Annotated in this window: 13 protein-coding genes; 11 read left to right on the forward strand and 2 right to left on the reverse strand. The window is 33.9% G+C overall.

The window, feature by feature from the left end:
- The first annotated feature begins 71 nt into the window (after positions 1-71).
- Positions 72-1589 (forward strand): 2,3-bisphosphoglycerate-independent phosphoglycerate mutase, encoded by a 1518-nt coding sequence (gpmI, locus tag J7574_RS21925; protein WP_290973976.1) that lies wholly within the window; start codon positions 72-74, stop codon positions 1587-1589.
- 121 nt (positions 1590-1710) lie between these two features.
- Here the strand turns inward: gpmI and J7574_RS21930 are convergent, their stop codons facing one another.
- Positions 1711-2964: a DUF445 domain-containing protein gene (locus J7574_RS21930; protein WP_290973978.1), complete on the reverse strand. Its 1254-nt coding sequence runs from the start codon at positions 2962-2964 to the stop codon at positions 1711-1713.
- A 235-nt stretch (positions 2965-3199) separates the two neighbouring features.
- Between J7574_RS21930 and map the strand changes: the two genes are divergently transcribed.
- From map to J7574_RS21970, 8 genes are all read left to right on the forward strand, one after another.
- Positions 3200-4018: a type I methionyl aminopeptidase gene (gene map, locus J7574_RS21935; RefSeq protein ID WP_290973981.1), complete on the forward strand. Its 819-nt coding sequence runs from the start codon at positions 3200-3202 to the stop codon at positions 4016-4018.
- A 66-nt stretch (positions 4019-4084) separates the two neighbouring features.
- On the forward strand, positions 4085-4459 hold the full coding sequence (locus J7574_RS21940) for a GxxExxY protein (protein ID WP_290974294.1): 375 nt from the start codon (positions 4085-4087) through the stop codon (positions 4457-4459).
- An 82-nt stretch (positions 4460-4541) separates the two neighbouring features.
- The gene (locus J7574_RS21945) at positions 4542-5315 is read left to right on the forward strand and encodes a class I SAM-dependent methyltransferase (protein WP_223709632.1); all 774 of its coding nucleotides are present in this window, start codon (positions 4542-4544) and stop codon (positions 5313-5315) included.
- Positions 5316-5439: 124 nt separating this feature from the next.
- Positions 5440-8343, forward strand: a complete 2904-nt coding sequence (locus tag J7574_RS21950; RefSeq protein WP_290973988.1) for a DEAD/DEAH box helicase — start codon at positions 5440-5442, stop codon at positions 8341-8343.
- 75 nt (positions 8344-8418) lie between these two features.
- Entirely contained in the window at positions 8419-9672 is a 1254-nt protein-coding gene (locus J7574_RS21955) for a DUF5103 domain-containing protein (RefSeq protein ID WP_290973991.1), read from the forward strand.
- Between the two features lie 79 nt (positions 9673-9751).
- Positions 9752-10138 carry a Co2+/Mg2+ efflux protein ApaG gene (gene apaG / locus J7574_RS21960; protein WP_110348906.1) on the forward strand — a complete coding sequence of 129 codons (387 nt, stop codon included), beginning with the start codon at positions 9752-9754 and terminating at the stop codon, positions 10136-10138.
- A 153-nt stretch (positions 10139-10291) separates the two neighbouring features.
- On the forward strand, positions 10292-11917 hold the full coding sequence (pruA, locus tag J7574_RS21965) for an L-glutamate gamma-semialdehyde dehydrogenase (protein WP_290973998.1): 1626 nt from the start codon (positions 10292-10294) through the stop codon (positions 11915-11917).
- A gap of 275 nt (positions 11918-12192) precedes the next feature.
- Positions 12193-12924 (forward strand): hypothetical protein, encoded by a 732-nt coding sequence (locus J7574_RS21970; protein WP_290974001.1) that lies wholly within the window; start codon positions 12193-12195, stop codon positions 12922-12924.
- Positions 12925-12987: 63 nt separating this feature from the next.
- Here the strand turns inward: J7574_RS21970 and rsmG are convergent, their stop codons facing one another.
- Positions 12988-13617: a 16S rRNA (guanine(527)-N(7))-methyltransferase RsmG gene (gene rsmG / locus J7574_RS21975; RefSeq protein WP_290974004.1), complete on the reverse strand. Its 630-nt coding sequence runs from the start codon at positions 13615-13617 to the stop codon at positions 12988-12990.
- A 107-nt stretch (positions 13618-13724) separates the two neighbouring features.
- On the opposite strand from rsmG, the gene J7574_RS21980 reads away from it, so the two are divergent.
- Together J7574_RS21980 and J7574_RS21985 are read left to right on the forward strand one after the other, a co-directional pair.
- Entirely contained in the window at positions 13725-14822 is a 1098-nt protein-coding gene (locus J7574_RS21980) for an acyl-CoA desaturase (protein ID WP_290974007.1), read from the forward strand.
- A gap of 73 nt (positions 14823-14895) precedes the next feature.
- Positions 14896-16086 carry a pyridoxal phosphate-dependent aminotransferase gene (locus J7574_RS21985; RefSeq protein ID WP_111376719.1) on the forward strand — a complete coding sequence of 397 codons (1191 nt, stop codon included), beginning with the start codon at positions 14896-14898 and terminating at the stop codon, positions 16084-16086.
- Positions 16087-16160: the final 74 nt, after the last annotated feature.

Below are 16160 nucleotides of genomic sequence, written 5' to 3' on the forward strand. Positions count from 1 at the left end.
TTAAACATAAATGTAACAAAGCCTTCTTGCCTATTTTAGAAATGACTTATCTTTGTAGAAAACAAAAAGTAATGAACAAAAAAGTTATCCTTATGATTTTAGATGGTTGGGGAAAATCTCCTGACCCTAAAGTATCTGCAATAGACAATGCAAATGTTCCTTTTATAAACAGTCTATACAAAAATTATCCTAGCGCACAACTTAGAACCGACGGATTAAATGTTGGTTTGCCAGAAGGCCAAATGGGAAATAGCGAGGTTGGACACATGAATCTTGGTGCAGGAAGAATTGTATACCAAGATTTAGCCAAAATAAATTTAGCTGTAGAACACAAAACTTTAGCAAAAGAGCAGGTTTTGATTGATGCTTTTACTTATGCTAAAGACAACAATAAAAAAGTACACTTTTTAGGATTGGTTTCAGATGGTGGTGTTCACTCACATACTTCACACCTTCGCGGATTAATCGATGCTTCTCAAGAATACGGTTTAGATCAGGTTTATATTCACGCGTTTACAGACGGACGTGATGTTGACCCTAAATCTGGAGGGAAATATATTCACGATTTAGAAGATTATATTAAAGACACTCCGGTAAAAATTGCTTCTATCATTGGCCGTTACTATGCAATGGACCGTGACAAACGTTGGGAGCGTGTAAAATTAGCTTACGATCTTGTAGTGAATGGAGTTGGAACTCCTTCTAAAAACCCTGTTGCAAGTGTTTTGGACAGTTATGCAAAAGATGTAACAGACGAGTTTATCGAACCTGTTGTTATTGTTGACGAAAATCAAAAACCTCTTGCTACAATTGTTGAAGGAGATGTTGTCATTTTCTTTAACTTTAGAACAGACAGAGGCCGTGAACTTACTGAAGCACTTTCTCAGCAAGATTTCCACGAGCAAAACATGCACAAACTAAACCTATATTATGTAACATTGACAAACTACGACGAAACGTACCAAAACGTAAAAGTGGTTTACAACAAAGATAATATTACAGAAACTCTAGGTGAAGTTTTGGAAAAAGCGGGTAAAAAACAAATCAGAATTGCCGAAACGGAGAAATATCCGCACGTAACATTCTTCTTCTCTGGTGGAAGAGAGACTCCTTTTGAAGGTGAAACTAGAATCTTGAGAAATTCTCCAAAAGTAGCCACTTACGATTTAAAGCCAGAAATGAGCGCTTACGAATTGGCAGATGCTCTTGTTCCTGAATTAAACAAAGGTGAAGTTGATTTCGTTTGCTTAAACTTTGCAAACGGAGACATGGTTGGTCACACTGGAATTATGGAAGCTGCAATTAAAGCTTGTGAAGCAGTTGACGCTTGCGCGAAAAAAGTAATCGACGCAGCGCTTGCTAACGATTATACAACAATCGTAATTGCAGATCACGGAAACTGCGAAACCATGATTAATCCTGATGGATCTCCAAACACGGCTCACACAACAAACCCAGTGCCGATTATTTTAGTTGATAAACAGCTGAAAAGTATTCAAGATGGTGTTTTAGGCGATATTGCTCCAACAATTTTAGAATTAATGGGAGTTCAGCAGCCAAATGCAATGACTTGTCATTCGCTTTTGTAATATTTACACCATATAAGTAATATAAGTTCATTTAAACAGAACTTAAAAATCTCGCAAAGACGCGAAGTCGCAAAGAAATTTATAAACTTTGCGCCTTTCCGACTTTGCGAGATTCTTTTTTCTAAACCAAAAGCAAATGATACAATTGCTCGACTCCATAAATCACTAGCCCAATAATTCCACCAACTAATGTTCCGTTGATTCTAATGTATTGAAGATCTTTTCCGATTTCTAATTCTAATTTTTCCGAAACCTCTTTTCCGTCCCAACTTTTTACAGTTGAAGAGATCAAATCTCCGATTACTTTTTTGTTATTTAAAAGAACCGACAACAAATCATTTTTAATAAAATTATTAATCTTATCAATCATGATTGGATCTTCTTTGATTCCGTTACCAAAAGTCTGAATCAATCCAGCAATACTATTTTTAATAGAAGAATTGTCGCCTTTGTTCAAATCGTTTGTGATGGATAATTTTATTTCATCCCAAATTCCGTTGATGTAATCTTGAACTTCTTTCTTTCCAACAAAACCCAAAATAATATCATTGATTTTAATTCTCATTTCTTCCGAGTTTTTTACTTTTTCTAAGAAGTTGAAAATGTATTCGTCAATTTTTAAACGCACGGCGCTTTCTGGTTTTTTAGCTTCATTTAAAAAGTCTTGGAGTCCGTTAAAAACACCTTCTGTAATGCTTTTATCTGCTAACCCAAAACTTAATAGTGGGGTTGAAGCTTTTACTTTTTGCCTAATTAAATCTTTATTGCTAGTCAGCTCGTTGCTCATCACTTCGAGAAGATTTGTCAGCATTTGATTTTTTAAATCTCCTTTCTGCAAAGGCTCTAATGCCAAAGCTACCCAATCGCCAAAATTTATCGCTTCAATTTTTTCCTTAAACTGAACCTGAATAAATCGTTTGACATCTTCGTCTTTAATAGTTCTTAAAATTCCAGGAATGATATTTACCGCAACAACATTGGCAATTTTATTGGCATTTTCTTCCTGCGAAATCCAATCTGAAGCTTTTACTGCAAAATTGAATTCGTCCAATTTAATCTCCATTTTTTCGCGGTCTAAAAATTCCTCAGACACAAAATTCCCCAAATTCTCCCCTATTTCGTTTTTCTTGGTCGGAATAATTGCCGTATGCCAAATCGGAATTCCCATAGGATGGCGAAAAAGTGCCACAACAGCAAACCAATCGGCAATTCCGCCCACCATAGCCGCTTCGCTAAAAGCTTGCAGTATCGGAATTTTAAAATAAATCGCAATTAAAAACAAAAGCACTGCAATACCCAAAAGCCCTAAAGCATTTCCTTTCATTTTCTTAAGGGCCTTTACTTTAGCTATATCTCTATCTGTAATAGTTTCCATAATTATAAGCGTTTACATCTACTAATTTATGGCTTTTTTCTCAAACACTTTGCCTCGATCGATTGTTTTGATAGCCACGAATTCACGAATTTCTCTTTTTACATTTAAAATCTAAATTGGTAAAATTAAATTTCACCAATTTAGATTTGCAATAATTCGTGAATTCGTGACGAAAAAATTTTACATAAAAAATGAGATAAAAATTGTACTTTTGCCAACTGAAAATGGGAAAAATATGATTATCCAGAAAACTAGAGAGGAAATCGAATTAATGCGCGAAAGTGCTTTAATCGTATCAAAAACATTAGGAATGATTGCTTCTGAAATTAAAGAAGGAGTAACTACATTATATCTTGACAAACTAGCGGAAGAATTTATTCGTGATCACGGCGCAGTTCCAAGTTTCCTTGGATTGTACGATTTCCCGAACTCGCTTTGCATGAGCCCAAATGCTCAAGTTGTTCATGGTATTCCTAATAATATTCCTCTAAAAAATGGTGATGTTATTTCGGTTGACTGTGGCGCTTTTAAAAATGGTTTCCACGGAGATCATGCTTACAGTTTCGAAATTGGAGAAGTTGCTCCAGAAGTGAAAAAACTTCTACAAGTAACTAAGGAATCTCTGTATGTTGGAATTAGAGAATTTAAAGCAGGAAATCGCGTAGAAGATGTTGGAAACGCGATTCAAAAATATACAGAAGCTCACGGTTACGGAGTTGTTCGCGAATTGGTCGGACATGGTGTCGGGCAAAAAATGCACGAAGAACCGGAAATGCCAAACTACGGAAAACGCGGACGCGGAAAACTTTTTGTTGAAGGAATGGTGGTAGCAATCGAACCAATGATCAACATGGGAACCAGAAACATCAAACAATTGAAAGATGGCTGGACAATCTTAACTGCCGACGGAAAACCTAGCGCACACTTTGAGCACGATGTAGCTTTAGTTGACGGAAAACCAGAATTATTATCTACTTTCCAATACATCTACAAAGCTCTAGGAATCGAAAGCAACGAAGAAGACGAATTCAGACAAGTGCCTCTTGTATTATAACACGAATTTCACAAATTAACACGAAATAATATTTTGTCGAAATTTCACTGAAATGAAAGAATGAAAATGAGTGATTTGTATTTAAAAGAGGAATCCTATAAAATTATTGGAATTTGTATGGAAGTCCATAAAATTTTAGGGAAAGGACATAGTGAAAAGGTTTACGGCGATGCTTTAGAATATGAATTTCAACGAAACAAAATTCCATACAATCGAGAATTAAGATATAATATCACTTATAAAGACATTATATTGCCTAGTTACTACTTTGCAGATTTTGTCATTTTTGATGAAATTATTTTAGAGCTTAAAGCAATTGCGGAATTATCCACAAGTGAAATAAAGCAAACATTAAATTATTTAGCTGCCTCAAAAAACAAATTAGGCTTATTGGTCAATTTTGGAGAAGATAGCTTAAAATACAAAAGAATAATACTTTAAACCCAAATCAAATGTTCGTGAAATTTCACCGATACGTTAATCCGTGTCAATTTGTGAAATTCGTGTTCAAATTTAATTAACAGTGAAGAAACTTTTTAAATTAGTACTTAATACAATCCCGCGTCCATTATTAATTCGTTTGAGTTATGTGGCGCGTCCAATTTTAGCTTTCTCATTAAGAGGAGATAAATTTACAGATCCTATTGATGGAAAAAGCTTTAAATCGTTTTTACCTTACGGATACGGAAAACAGCGTAACAATGTGCTTTCGCCAAGCACGCTTTCTTTAGAAAGACACCGTTTGCTTTGGCTGTATTTAAACGATCAGACTGATTTTTTTACAGCGCCTAAAAAAGTATTGCACTTTGCTCCGGAACAAGCTTTTTACAAAAGATTCCGCAAGCAGAAAAATCTGGATTATACCACAACCGATTTACTTTCACCCTTGGCAGATGTAAAAGCAGATATCTGTAATCTGCCTTTCAAGGACAATGAATATGACGTTATTTTATGCAATCACGTTTTAGAACATATTCCAGACGATACTAAAGCGATGCAGGAATTATATCGAGTTTTAAAACCAGGCGGAATGGCGATTTTGCAGATTCCTCAAGATTTATCTCGCGAAGTTACTTTTGCAGACGATTCGATTACAGATCAAAAAGAACGAGCTAAAATCTTTGGACAATACGATCACGTTCGTGTTTACGGACGCGATTATTTCGATAAATTAAGAAGCATTGGTTTTATTGTTATCGAAGAAGATTATACCAATAAAATTGCACCAGAATTGGTTGAAAAATACTGTTTGGCAAAAGGAGAAATTATTCCGCTTTGCTTTAAACAGGAAAACTAATTTTTTTCACCAGATAAGTAATATAAGTTCATTTAAAAGGAGTTTTCAAAATAGCAATAATTTGAAAACTCCTTTTGTTTTTTGCCCAAAACCTAAATTATAAGCCTAACCAAATCCCAATATTTTGCAACCTACAAAATCCTTTCAGTTCTGTTTTGACATCAGTTTTGAAAAAAATCTGAATGCCTATATCCCAACAGCGTATATTGTCGAAAACACCAGCGAAATCAAATATCTAGACAAAAAAGCAACCAAAGGCGTGCTCGAAAGTTTTGGTATTGATTATGAAAATCTCGACCCAAATTCAAAAAAAATTCTCACCATCTGCGAATCTTTGAAACCTGAATTTATATTCAAAAAATTCAGTGCAAAAGTAAAATCAGCAAAAACAATTGCCGATCTTCAAAAAGACTCTAAAATTGAATTTGCTATTCGCCAGCATTTAAAACTCAATTTAAGTCCGTTTTACAGCTTAATCGTAAAAGAGCAATACCCGCTATCTATTGATTTAGGCCCAGAAAAGGATTTTTATCGTTCGAGAGTTAGCATTGATCCTTTGGATTTTGAACCACAGATTCAATTTGACAAACATTCAGAAGGAATCACCTACACCCTTTCTTTAAAAGAAAATGAAACTACATTTTTGCCAATGGACAATAAAGCGGTTATTCTTTCTGATGAACCAGGCTGGCTGATTGTCAATAAAAAACTAGGACAATTAAAAGAATTAAACGGCAAGAAACTTACTCCGTTTTTAAAGAAAAAGTCAATCGAAATTCCTTCAAAATTGGTTGATGATTATTTTAAGAATTTCATTCCAGAAATAGCTAAAAAAATTGATATTGAAGCCAATGGTTTTGAAATTGAACTTCGTGACCAAATCGCTTCTTGTTCGATTCAGCCTGTTTTCGATTTCTTTAAAAACTGTTATTATCTTAATCTTTATTTTGATTATAACGGATATGTTTTTGATGGAAGTAAAACGAAAAAAACACATTCTTTTGTTGATTTCAGCGTAGCCAATGAACCTCGAATCATTCAGTTCAAGCGAAGCGCTGATGAAAATTTATACGTTGAAAAACTAGCAGAAATTGGTTTAGAAAAAATCAAAAATGAATTGTTTGGATTAAATTCTGAGGCTGAAAATTCAGATCCTTACATCAACATTCAATTGATTATTGACCACAAAGAAAAGCTGAAAGATTTAGGTTTTACTATTGAAAATCTAAAACTGGAAAGTAAAGAAATCATAACCGAAAGCCATACCATTTCTGCTTCAAAAGAAACGACCGGAGATTGGTTTGATATTAAAATTATTATCACAGTTGGAAACTATAAAATCAATTTCAGCGAAATTATTCCAAACATAAAAAGCAAAGAAAGACTTTTTTCATTACCTGACGGAAACTATTTCTTGATTCCGCTGGAATGGTTTAGCAAATATGGCTCTTTGGCGAAATTAGCGAAAACAGAAAATGGTGTTTTGCTGTTGAGAAAAAGCAATTTTACTGCTTTAGACGGAATTTCAGAAATTGACAATGATTTAGATCAAATTCACCAAGCTGAATTTACAGGTTCAGATTTGATAAAAGCAACTCTGCGACCGTATCAAGTTGACGGTGTGAAATGGCTTTTAGGACACTTCAATTCTAACATGGGAGCTTGTTTGGCCGATGATATGGGACTTGGAAAAACGTTACAAACTTTGTCTGTTCTTGTTTCTGTGCAAGAACAATTAGGTTTTACTACTAAAACGACCAATTTTGATTTATTTTCTAACGAAACCACTATCGAAAGAGAACCACTAAAAGCTTTAATTGTTTTGCCTTCTTCGTTGGTTTTTAACTGGTTTAATGAAGCTGGAAAATTCACGCCACACTTTTCGAAAATGCAATATGTGGGTAATGACAGAAAAGCTTTAGCAAGTAGAATTAATTCAACCGATTTGATCTTTACTAGTTACAGCATCATCCACAGAGATATTTCTATTTTAGAAAAATACGATTTCCGTTATCTGATTTTGGACGAAAGCCAATATATCAAAAACAAAAATTCTAAGATTTTTAAAGCCATAAATAAAATCAGCACCGGACATAAAATTGCCTTAAGTGGAACACCGATCGAAAATTCGCTTGACGATTTATGGTCACAAATGCAGTTTATCAATCCAGAGATTTTAGGCAGTTATGCTTTCTTCATGGAGAATTTCAAAAATCCGATTGAGAAAAAGCAAAATGAAGAAGTTTTAGCAGAATTAAAAAATCTTATCCAACCTTATATTTTGCGACGAACCAAAGAACAGGTTTTAAAAGATTTGCCAGAATTAACAGAGCAGATTTATTATTGTGATATGGATCCTGAACAGGAAAAATTATACGAGAAAGAAAAATCTAAAGCTCGTAATTTCTTACTTAAAACAGATGGTTCTCCTGATAAAATCAGCATTATTAATACTTTGATGAAATTGCGCCAATTGAGTAATCACCCAAAAATGGTCGATCAGGAATCTGAAATTGATTCTGGAAAATTTATTGCCGTTACCAATTATCTAGAAAACTTAGTAAAAGCAAAACAAAAAGTAATCATTTTCAGTTCGTTTGTAACCAATTTGAATTTCTATACCGATTGGTGCAAGGAAAACAAAATTGAATATTGTGAAATAACTGGTGAAACGCCAGCAGATAAAAGAGAACAGCAAGTGAAGATGTTTCAAGAAAAAGAAAATCCGCTGCTATTTTTCATTTCATTAAAAGCCGGTGGAGTTGGTTTGAATATTACGAAAGCGTCTTATGTATTATTTCTGGATCCTTGGTGGAATCCTTTCGCAGAAAAGCAAGGTGTTGCACGTGCACACAGAATTGGGCAGTTGAATAAAGTAAACGTAATTCGATTTATTTCGAAAAACACGGTTGAAGAGAAAATCATCAAACTGCAGGAAAACAAAAAATTATTGTCTGATTCTCTTTTGGAAGAAAGTTACATCAATGATGAAATTGAAGGCAACTTAGAATATATTTTGGGCGCTTAATTGTTAAACCTAATAGATTGGCATCTTTTTCGTTGTATAAAATTGTTATATTTACAAATCTTACAACGAAATACGATGCCTAAATTTTTATTTACAAGCTTTATATTCCTTTTTATTTTCACTTTAGCGAAAGCTCAAGAAAAAGAAATTGATCCTCCGTATAATATTAAAACCGTTTCTTTTATTCAGAATGGCAATAATGTTCCGCCAATTTTCGAATTAGGCGATGCATTTACATTTCAATTTGACGATTTATTTGGTAATGAAGCCAATTATTACTTTGAAGTTATTCATTGCGATTATAACTGGTTTCCAACAGATATTCCAAAAACAGACTATATTGTCGGCATGGATAATCAGAGAATTACAGATTTTTCAAATTCGTTTAATACACTTCAAGTATATACGCATTACAAACTTACTTTTCCGAATCAGTTTACACAGCTATTGAAACTTTCGGGAAACTATATGCTTCGAATTCTTAACGAAGACAGGGAACTCGTTTTTTCTAGAAAATTTATTTTATACGAAAATCATTGTACTGTTGGAGTGCAAGTAAAAAGAAGCCGTAATCTTAGTAACATTGATTATAAACAGAATCTTGAATTTGCAATTTTATCCAATGACATTGCTTTTCAGACTCCATTACAGAATGTAAAAGTGCTTTTATTGCAAAATGGAAATTTTCATACCGAGATCAAAAATATTGTACCTCAGTATACAATCGGCAATCAGCTCGTTTACAAATATGACAAAGAAACCCAATTCTGGGGCGGTAATGAATTTTTGTATTTTGAAAACAAAGACATTCGCTCAGCCAGTAATAATGTGGCCAAAATAGGTTCTAACAATGATATTTATAATTCATTTTTATACACGAATGCGGCAAGGGGAAATCAGATCTATACGAATTATGAAGATGTAAACGGAAACTTTGTAGTCAAAAATATTAACGGCTCAAACAATAGTATAGAAGCTGATTATGCTTGGGTCTATTTTACGCTTTCTGCACCTGCTTTTAGAATGAACAAAGACATTTATATTAGCGGAATGTTTAACAATTACAGCCTTTCACCAGAATATAAAATGGATTACAATAACGAAAAGGGCGTTTTTGAAAAAGCCGTCATGATAAAGCAAGGTTTTACTAATTTTCAGTACACCGTTGCAGACAAAAAAGGCATTGTTGATTTTGAAAATGCCATTGACGGAAACTTTTATCAGACTGAAAACGAGTACACCGTGCTGGTTTATTACAAAGAAGCAACCGATCGTTATCAGCGTGTAATTGGAAAAGGAAATGCAAACTCTATCAATATAGTCAATTAAAACAATGTTAAGGTTTTAGTTTAAACGATTTTTTTTTGTAGCTTTGCCTTTATAACACTCACATATATACGGCGTTAGTATGGTTTCCCAAATTACACGAGGCATAAAAATATCTGTTTTGACTAGTTTTGAAGGCACGTACTTCAAAAACTACAAGATTCATTTTGCTTTTAGCTACGTAGTTACCATCGAAAATCATAGTAAAGATTCTGTGCAATTAACTTCACGCCACTGGGAAATTTTTGATTCTTTAAATGATTTAGAAGTGGTAGATGGTGAAGGTGTAATTGGGAAAAAACCAGTTTTAAAACCTGGCGAAAACCATACGTATAGTTCTGGCTGTTTATTATCGTCTCCTTACGGCGCAATGAAAGGTCATTTTAACATGATTAATTTTACTACTACAAAAATATTCAAAGTAATTGTTCCTACTTTTAGAATGTGTGCTCCTTTTGCATTAAATTAAGATATAGTTTACATCTATAGCTTTTATCGTTATCTTAATCACAAAATTGTCAATTTATTAATTTATCCTTTGTACTTTTGTGCAGCGTTAGATTTTTCGTAACAAAACAAATCGTCTAACTTTAAATTGTCTAATTCACAAATTTTAAATAACATGCTTAAAGGATTTTTTCATGTACCAAAAGCGGTAAACGAGCCTGTAAAAAGCTACGCACCAAACTCACCAGAAAAAGCTGCTGTTCAAGCTGCTTATACCACAATGTGGAATTCTCAAATTGACGTTCCTTTATATATTGGAAGCGAAGAAATTAGAACTGGAAATACAAGAAACATTACAGCTCCACACGACCACAAACACGTTGTTGGAAAATACCATTTAGCTGAAAAACAACATATAGAAAGTGCCATTGCTAATGCACTTGAGGCAAGAAAAGCATGGGCAAACATGGCTTGGGAACAACGTGCTGCTATTTTCTTGAAAGCTGCCGAACTTATTGCAGGACCATACAGAGCTCGTATCAATGCGGCTACAATGATTGGTCAGTCTAAAAATATTCACCAAGCAGAAATCGATTCTTCTTGCGAATTAATTGACTTCTTACGTTACAATGTTGAGTTTATGACTCAAATCTATAACGATCAGCCAAAATCTGATTCTTCTGTTTGGAATCGTGTAGAATACAGACCTTTAGAAGGTTTTGTTTACGCTATTACTCCTTTCAACTTTACTGCTATCGCTGCAAACCTTCCTGCAAGTGCTGCTATGATGGGTAACGTTGTAGTTTGGAAACCAAGTGATAGCCAAGTATTTTCTGCAAAAGTTATCGTAGACGTTTTCAAAGAAGCTGGAGTTCCAGACGGAGTTATTAACGTAGTTTTTGGAGATGCTTTAATGATTACAGATACTGTTTTGGCTAGCCGTGATTTTGCTGGTATTCACTTCACAGGATCAACTCATGTATTTAAAGATATCTGGGCTAAGATTGGTGCAAACATCAACAATTACAAAACGTATCCAAGAATTGTTGGTGAAACAGGAGGTAAAGATTTTATCATTGCTCACCCAAGTGCAAATGTAAAACAAGTAGTTACAGGAATTACTCGTGGAGCTTTTGAATTCCAAGGACAAAAATGTTCTGCTGCTTCTAGAGCTTACATTCCGCAAAGTTTATGGCCAGCTGTAAAAGAGCAGTTAATTGCTGATGTTAAATCTATGAAAATGGGTTCTCCAGAAGATTTTGGAAACTTCATTACAGCTGTTATTCACGAAGGTTCTTTTGACAAATTAGCTAGTTATATCGACCAAGCTAAAAAAGACGCTGACGCTGAAATCATCGTTGGAGGAAACTACGATAAATCTGTAGGATACTTTATTGAACCAACAGTTATTGTAACAACAAATCCAAAATATACAACAATGGAAACTGAGCTATTCGGACCAGTTATCACTCTTTATGTTTACGAAGATGCGAAGTGGGAAGAAACTCTTGAATTAGTTGACACTACTTCTGAGTACGCTTTAACAGGAGCTGTGTTTAGTCAAGATCGTTATGCTATTGAAGTAGCAACAACTAAATTACAAAACGCTGCTGGTAACTTCTATATCAATGACAAACCAACTGGAGCTGTTGTAGGTATGCAACCATTTGGTGGAGCAAGAGCTTCTGGAACTAACGATAAAGCAGGTTCTGCATTGAACTTATTGCGTTGGGCTTCTCCAAGAACTATCAAAGAAACTTTTGTAACTCCAGAAGATTACAGATACCCTTTCTTGGGTTAATCCAATTTAAAATTTCAGGTTTCAAGTTATAAATCTGACTAATATAAGTAAAGCCAATTCTCTTCCGAGAATTGGCTTTTTGCTTTTACTTACAATAATAGTTGCTGATTTTGTAATCTTTTTCTTATTTATTTAAAAATCAACACTTTAAACATCTCAATTACCTTATTTTGATACTTTAAAAACTTATTGTTCCTATCAAAAAAAACTCATCCAACTAAATTTGTCTCAATCTTAAATAGCATTAAAAGACCTAATATATTAATAGCATAAGTATGAGAAATTTAAACAATGTTCCTAAAGTTATTATGGAATCTAAAAGCATTGGGCATCCAATTAATTATAAATGGACAAAAAAGAAAATAAATAAACTTTTGGATCCTATTGAAGGCAATGAAGACCTTGAAGAAACCTTAATGCAAATAAACCATAAAGGTTCAATTGGTTTGACTGCCGCATTGTTGGAATGGGTTTACTGGCGTTTTACAGGTTATAGCCAAGTAACAAATGACACACAAAAACGTCTTGAAGCGCTTTGGTGTTCTATTAACAATCGCGAGCAAACTAATCCTTTATTATTTGACACCGATTTTGATATGCCTGCAGCAGGTTCTGTTAATGGCGCACTTTGGATCGCGTTAATGAATGTGAGAATGATAGATGTAAGATACCGCAAAGGATCTTACTTTCTACAAAATGAACTTGTAGGGTTAGCATTGCTAGCGCGTCATATTACACCAAAAAAGAAAAAATTCGATAACTGGTTTGCACAAACTATTATTAAATTAACTCATTCACATCCTAATCCATACAAAAACGAAAAATTGGATGAAAGCGACGAAGCGGTATACGATTCGTCACACGAACCAGTAATTTGCAGAGAATTTTTCTTTGATGAAAATTTCAAATATTCAGTTGAAGCATCAGAAAATGCAATTCATGCTTTCATTGACAATTTAGATCTTAAAGCAAATAGCTTTTTAAATCTTCCCAAAAAAGCTTCATAATTTAAGCTATAGTTTTGTTCAAAAAAATAACCCGTTTAGAAATTCTAATCGGGTTATTTAATATTAAGATTTAAATTTTAAAGGAAGATGAACTACCTTTTTGGTTTCAAAAAATTCATCTTCGAAATAATCAGCCAAATCATATAAAGTGGCATTCGGAAAATCTTTTAATTCTTCGGCTAAATCACCACCTTTTAAATAAAGGATTCCATTTTTAAGAATGTGTTTGTGCTGTTTTTTGATTTTATCATTAATCCACGAAACAAAATCTGGCATATTGGTAACAGCACGGCTCACAATAAAATCAAAATCGCCTTTTACCAATTCAGCACGCTTTTGTTCTGCTTTTACGTTCTTTAATTCTAATGCATCAACAACACCTTGAACTACTTTTATTTTTTTTGCGATAACATCAATTAAATAAAAACGCGTTTCAGGAAAAAGAATCGCTAACGGAATTCCAGGAAAACCTCCTCCCGTTCCAACATCTAAAACCGTTGTTCCAGGTTCGAACTTCATGACCTTAGCAATTCCTAATGAATGCAAAATGTGTTTTGTATATAATGAATCGATGTCTTTGCGAGAAATAACATTGATTTTTTCATTCCAATCGTGGTATAAAAAGTCTAATTTTTGAAATTGTTCGATTTGAAGATCCGTCAAATCTGGAAAATATTTCAATATCTCATCCATTGCTATAATTTTTTAACAAAAGTACTACTTTACGATTGAAATATTTAACTCAATTTTGCAAATTGAAAATTTATAATAATTACCTTTGAAACCTATTTAAATTAATTATGAATAACACTGCTCCTACTTTTGCACGGCAAGACAATTTAAAGTTTTTTAGAACGCTTAACTCACGCGTAAACAATTACTTTAAAGAAAATAATATCAAAAAGACCGGAAACTGGCAGTTACACTTAAAAGCCGTTATTCTATTTGCTGTTTTTTTAACTCCATACTTTTTAATCCTTACGCTTAACATGCCTTTTTGGGTGATGTTGCTTTTATCAATCGTAATCGGAATTGGAATGGCGGGTGTTGGAATGAATGTAATGCATGATGGCAATCACGGATCATATTCTACTAAAAACTGGATCAATAAATTCATGGGCGGAACTATTTATGTTCTAGCAGGAAACGTATACAACTGGCAAGTACAGCACAATGTTTTGCACCATACTTATACTAATATTCCAGGACATGATGAAGACTTGGATGCAGGACGAATTATTCGTTTTACTGAACATGCTAAATGGTATCGTTTTCACCGTTTTCAGCACTATTATTCTGTTTTCTTATACGGTCTACTGACATTTAACTGGGCTCTGACAACAGATTTCAGACAAATGCGTACTTATTTGAAAAGAAAACTATCTTATGGAGAACCAAAAAGCCCTAAGATTCTTTGGACAACTTTGATCATCACAAAAATGATTTATATTTCTATCTGGATTGTTCTTCCTATTTTAATCGGAATTACATGGTGGAAAGTACTTCTAGGCTTTTTCGTGATGCATTACACTGCTGGATTAATTCTAAGCGTTGTGTTCCAATTAGCGCACGTTGTAGATCATACCACAAACCCAACTCCAAACGAATTAGGAGAAATGGACAATACTTGGGCAGTTCACCAATTGTATACTACAACTAATTTTGCTCCTAAAAATGCTATCGTGAATTGGTACACAGGCGGTTTAAATCATCAAATCGAACATCATATTTTCCCAAATATCAGTCATATTCATTACGGTAAAATTGCAAAAATTGTAAAAGAAACAGCAAAAGAATGCAATTTGCCTTATTACGAATATAAAACAATGCGAAGTGCCGTTGTTGCTCACTTTAAGCATTTACGCGAATTGGGAATGAAACCAGAATTAGCAGTTTAGAAACTAAAAAAATCTATTAATAATTAACCTTCCTTAAACAACAGCAAATTTAAGGACATTCAAAATTTTTATAATGAATCATATTCTTTCGGACAGAATCAACAACTTAGCAACTTCGCAAACATTGGCAATGGCCGCTTTAGCACGCGAACTAAAAGCACAAGGAAAAGATATTATTAGTTTAAGTTTAGGTGAGCCTGACTTTAATACGCCAGACTTCATCAAAGAAGCAGTAAAAAAAGCAGTAGACGAAAATTACAGCACTTACTCGCCTGTTGAAGGATATTTAGAATTAAGAGAAGCAATTTGCAGAAAATTTAAAAGAGACAACGATTTAGAGTACAAACCAACTCAAATTGTAGTATCTACAGGAGCAAAACAATCTTTATACAACATTGCACAAGTAATGTTAAATGATGGTGACGAGGTAATTTTACCAGCACCTTACTGGGTTTCTTATTTTGAAATCGTAAAACTTTCTGGTGGAGTTCCAGTTGAAGTTCCAACATCTGTAGAAACAGATTTCAAAATGACACCAGAACAATTAGAAGCTGCAATCACACCAAAAACAAAAATGATGTGGTTTTCTTCTCCTTGTAATCCTTCAGGTTCTGTTTACAGCAGAGAAGAATTAACAGCTTTGGCTAAAGTTTTAGAAAAACACCCAAATATTTACGTAGTTTCAGATGAAATCTATGAGCACATCAATTTCTCAGGAACTTTCTGCAGTATCGGTTCAATCCCAGGAATGTTGGAAAAAACAATTACAGTAAACGGAGTTGCAAAAGCATTCGCAATGACAGGATACAGAATTGGTTATATTGGAGCCCCAGAATTTATCGCAAAAGCGTGTACAAAAATTCAAGGACAAGTAACTTCAGGAGCAAATTCTGTTGCACAAAGAGCTACAATCACTGCAGTAGATGCTGATCCAAGCGTGTTAAACCATATGGTTGAAGCTTTCCACGGACGTAGAGATTTAGTTGTTGGATTATTGAAAGAAATTCCAGGAGTAAAAATCAACGTTCCAGAAGGAGCATTCTACGTATTCCCAGACGTTTCTTCTTTCTTCGGAAAAACATTAAAAGGACACGAAATTAAAGATGCAAACGACGTTTCGATGTATCTTTTAGCAGAAGCAAACGTTGCAACAGTAACAGGAGACGCTTTCGGAAATCCAAACTGTATTCGTTTCTCTTACGCAACAAGCAACGACATTTTAAAAGAAGCATTACGCAGAATCAAAGAAGCTTTGACTGCATAACCATATTCTAAGTTTTATAAAAACGGCTTAAGGTTCAAAAGTTTCATCACTTTTATACTTTAAGCCGTTTTTTT

Origin of the sequence: Flavobacterium sp., assembly GCF_017744675.1 — a bacterium.
GTDB lineage: Bacteria > Bacteroidota > Bacteroidia > Flavobacteriales > Flavobacteriaceae > Flavobacterium.

Coding starts and splice junctions, on each gene's coding strand:
- gpmI (WP_290973976.1), top strand. CDS start 72: ATGAACAAAAAAGTTATCCTTATGATTTTAGATGGTTGGGGAAAATCT.
- J7574_RS21930 (WP_290973978.1), bottom strand. CDS start 2,964: ATGGAAACTATTACAGATAGAGATATAGCTAAAGTAAAGGCCCTTAAG.
- map (WP_290973981.1), top strand. CDS start 3,200: ATGATTATCCAGAAAACTAGAGAGGAAATCGAATTAATGCGCGAAAGT.
- J7574_RS21940 (WP_290974294.1), top strand. CDS start 4,085: ATGAGTGATTTGTATTTAAAAGAGGAATCCTATAAAATTATTGGAATT.
- J7574_RS21955 (WP_290973991.1), top strand. CDS start 8,419: ATGCCTAAATTTTTATTTACAAGCTTTATATTCCTTTTTATTTTCACT.
- apaG (WP_110348906.1), top strand. CDS start 9,752: ATGGTTTCCCAAATTACACGAGGCATAAAAATATCTGTTTTGACTAGT.
- pruA (WP_290973998.1), top strand. CDS start 10,292: ATGCTTAAAGGATTTTTTCATGTACCAAAAGCGGTAAACGAGCCTGTA.
- J7574_RS21970 (WP_290974001.1), top strand. CDS start 12,193: ATGAGAAATTTAAACAATGTTCCTAAAGTTATTATGGAATCTAAAAGC.
- rsmG (WP_290974004.1), bottom strand. CDS start 13,617: ATGGATGAGATATTGAAATATTTTCCAGATTTGACGGATCTTCAAATC.
- J7574_RS21980 (WP_290974007.1), top strand. CDS start 13,725: ATGAATAACACTGCTCCTACTTTTGCACGGCAAGACAATTTAAAGTTT.
- J7574_RS21985 (WP_111376719.1), top strand. CDS start 14,896: ATGAATCATATTCTTTCGGACAGAATCAACAACTTAGCAACTTCGCAA.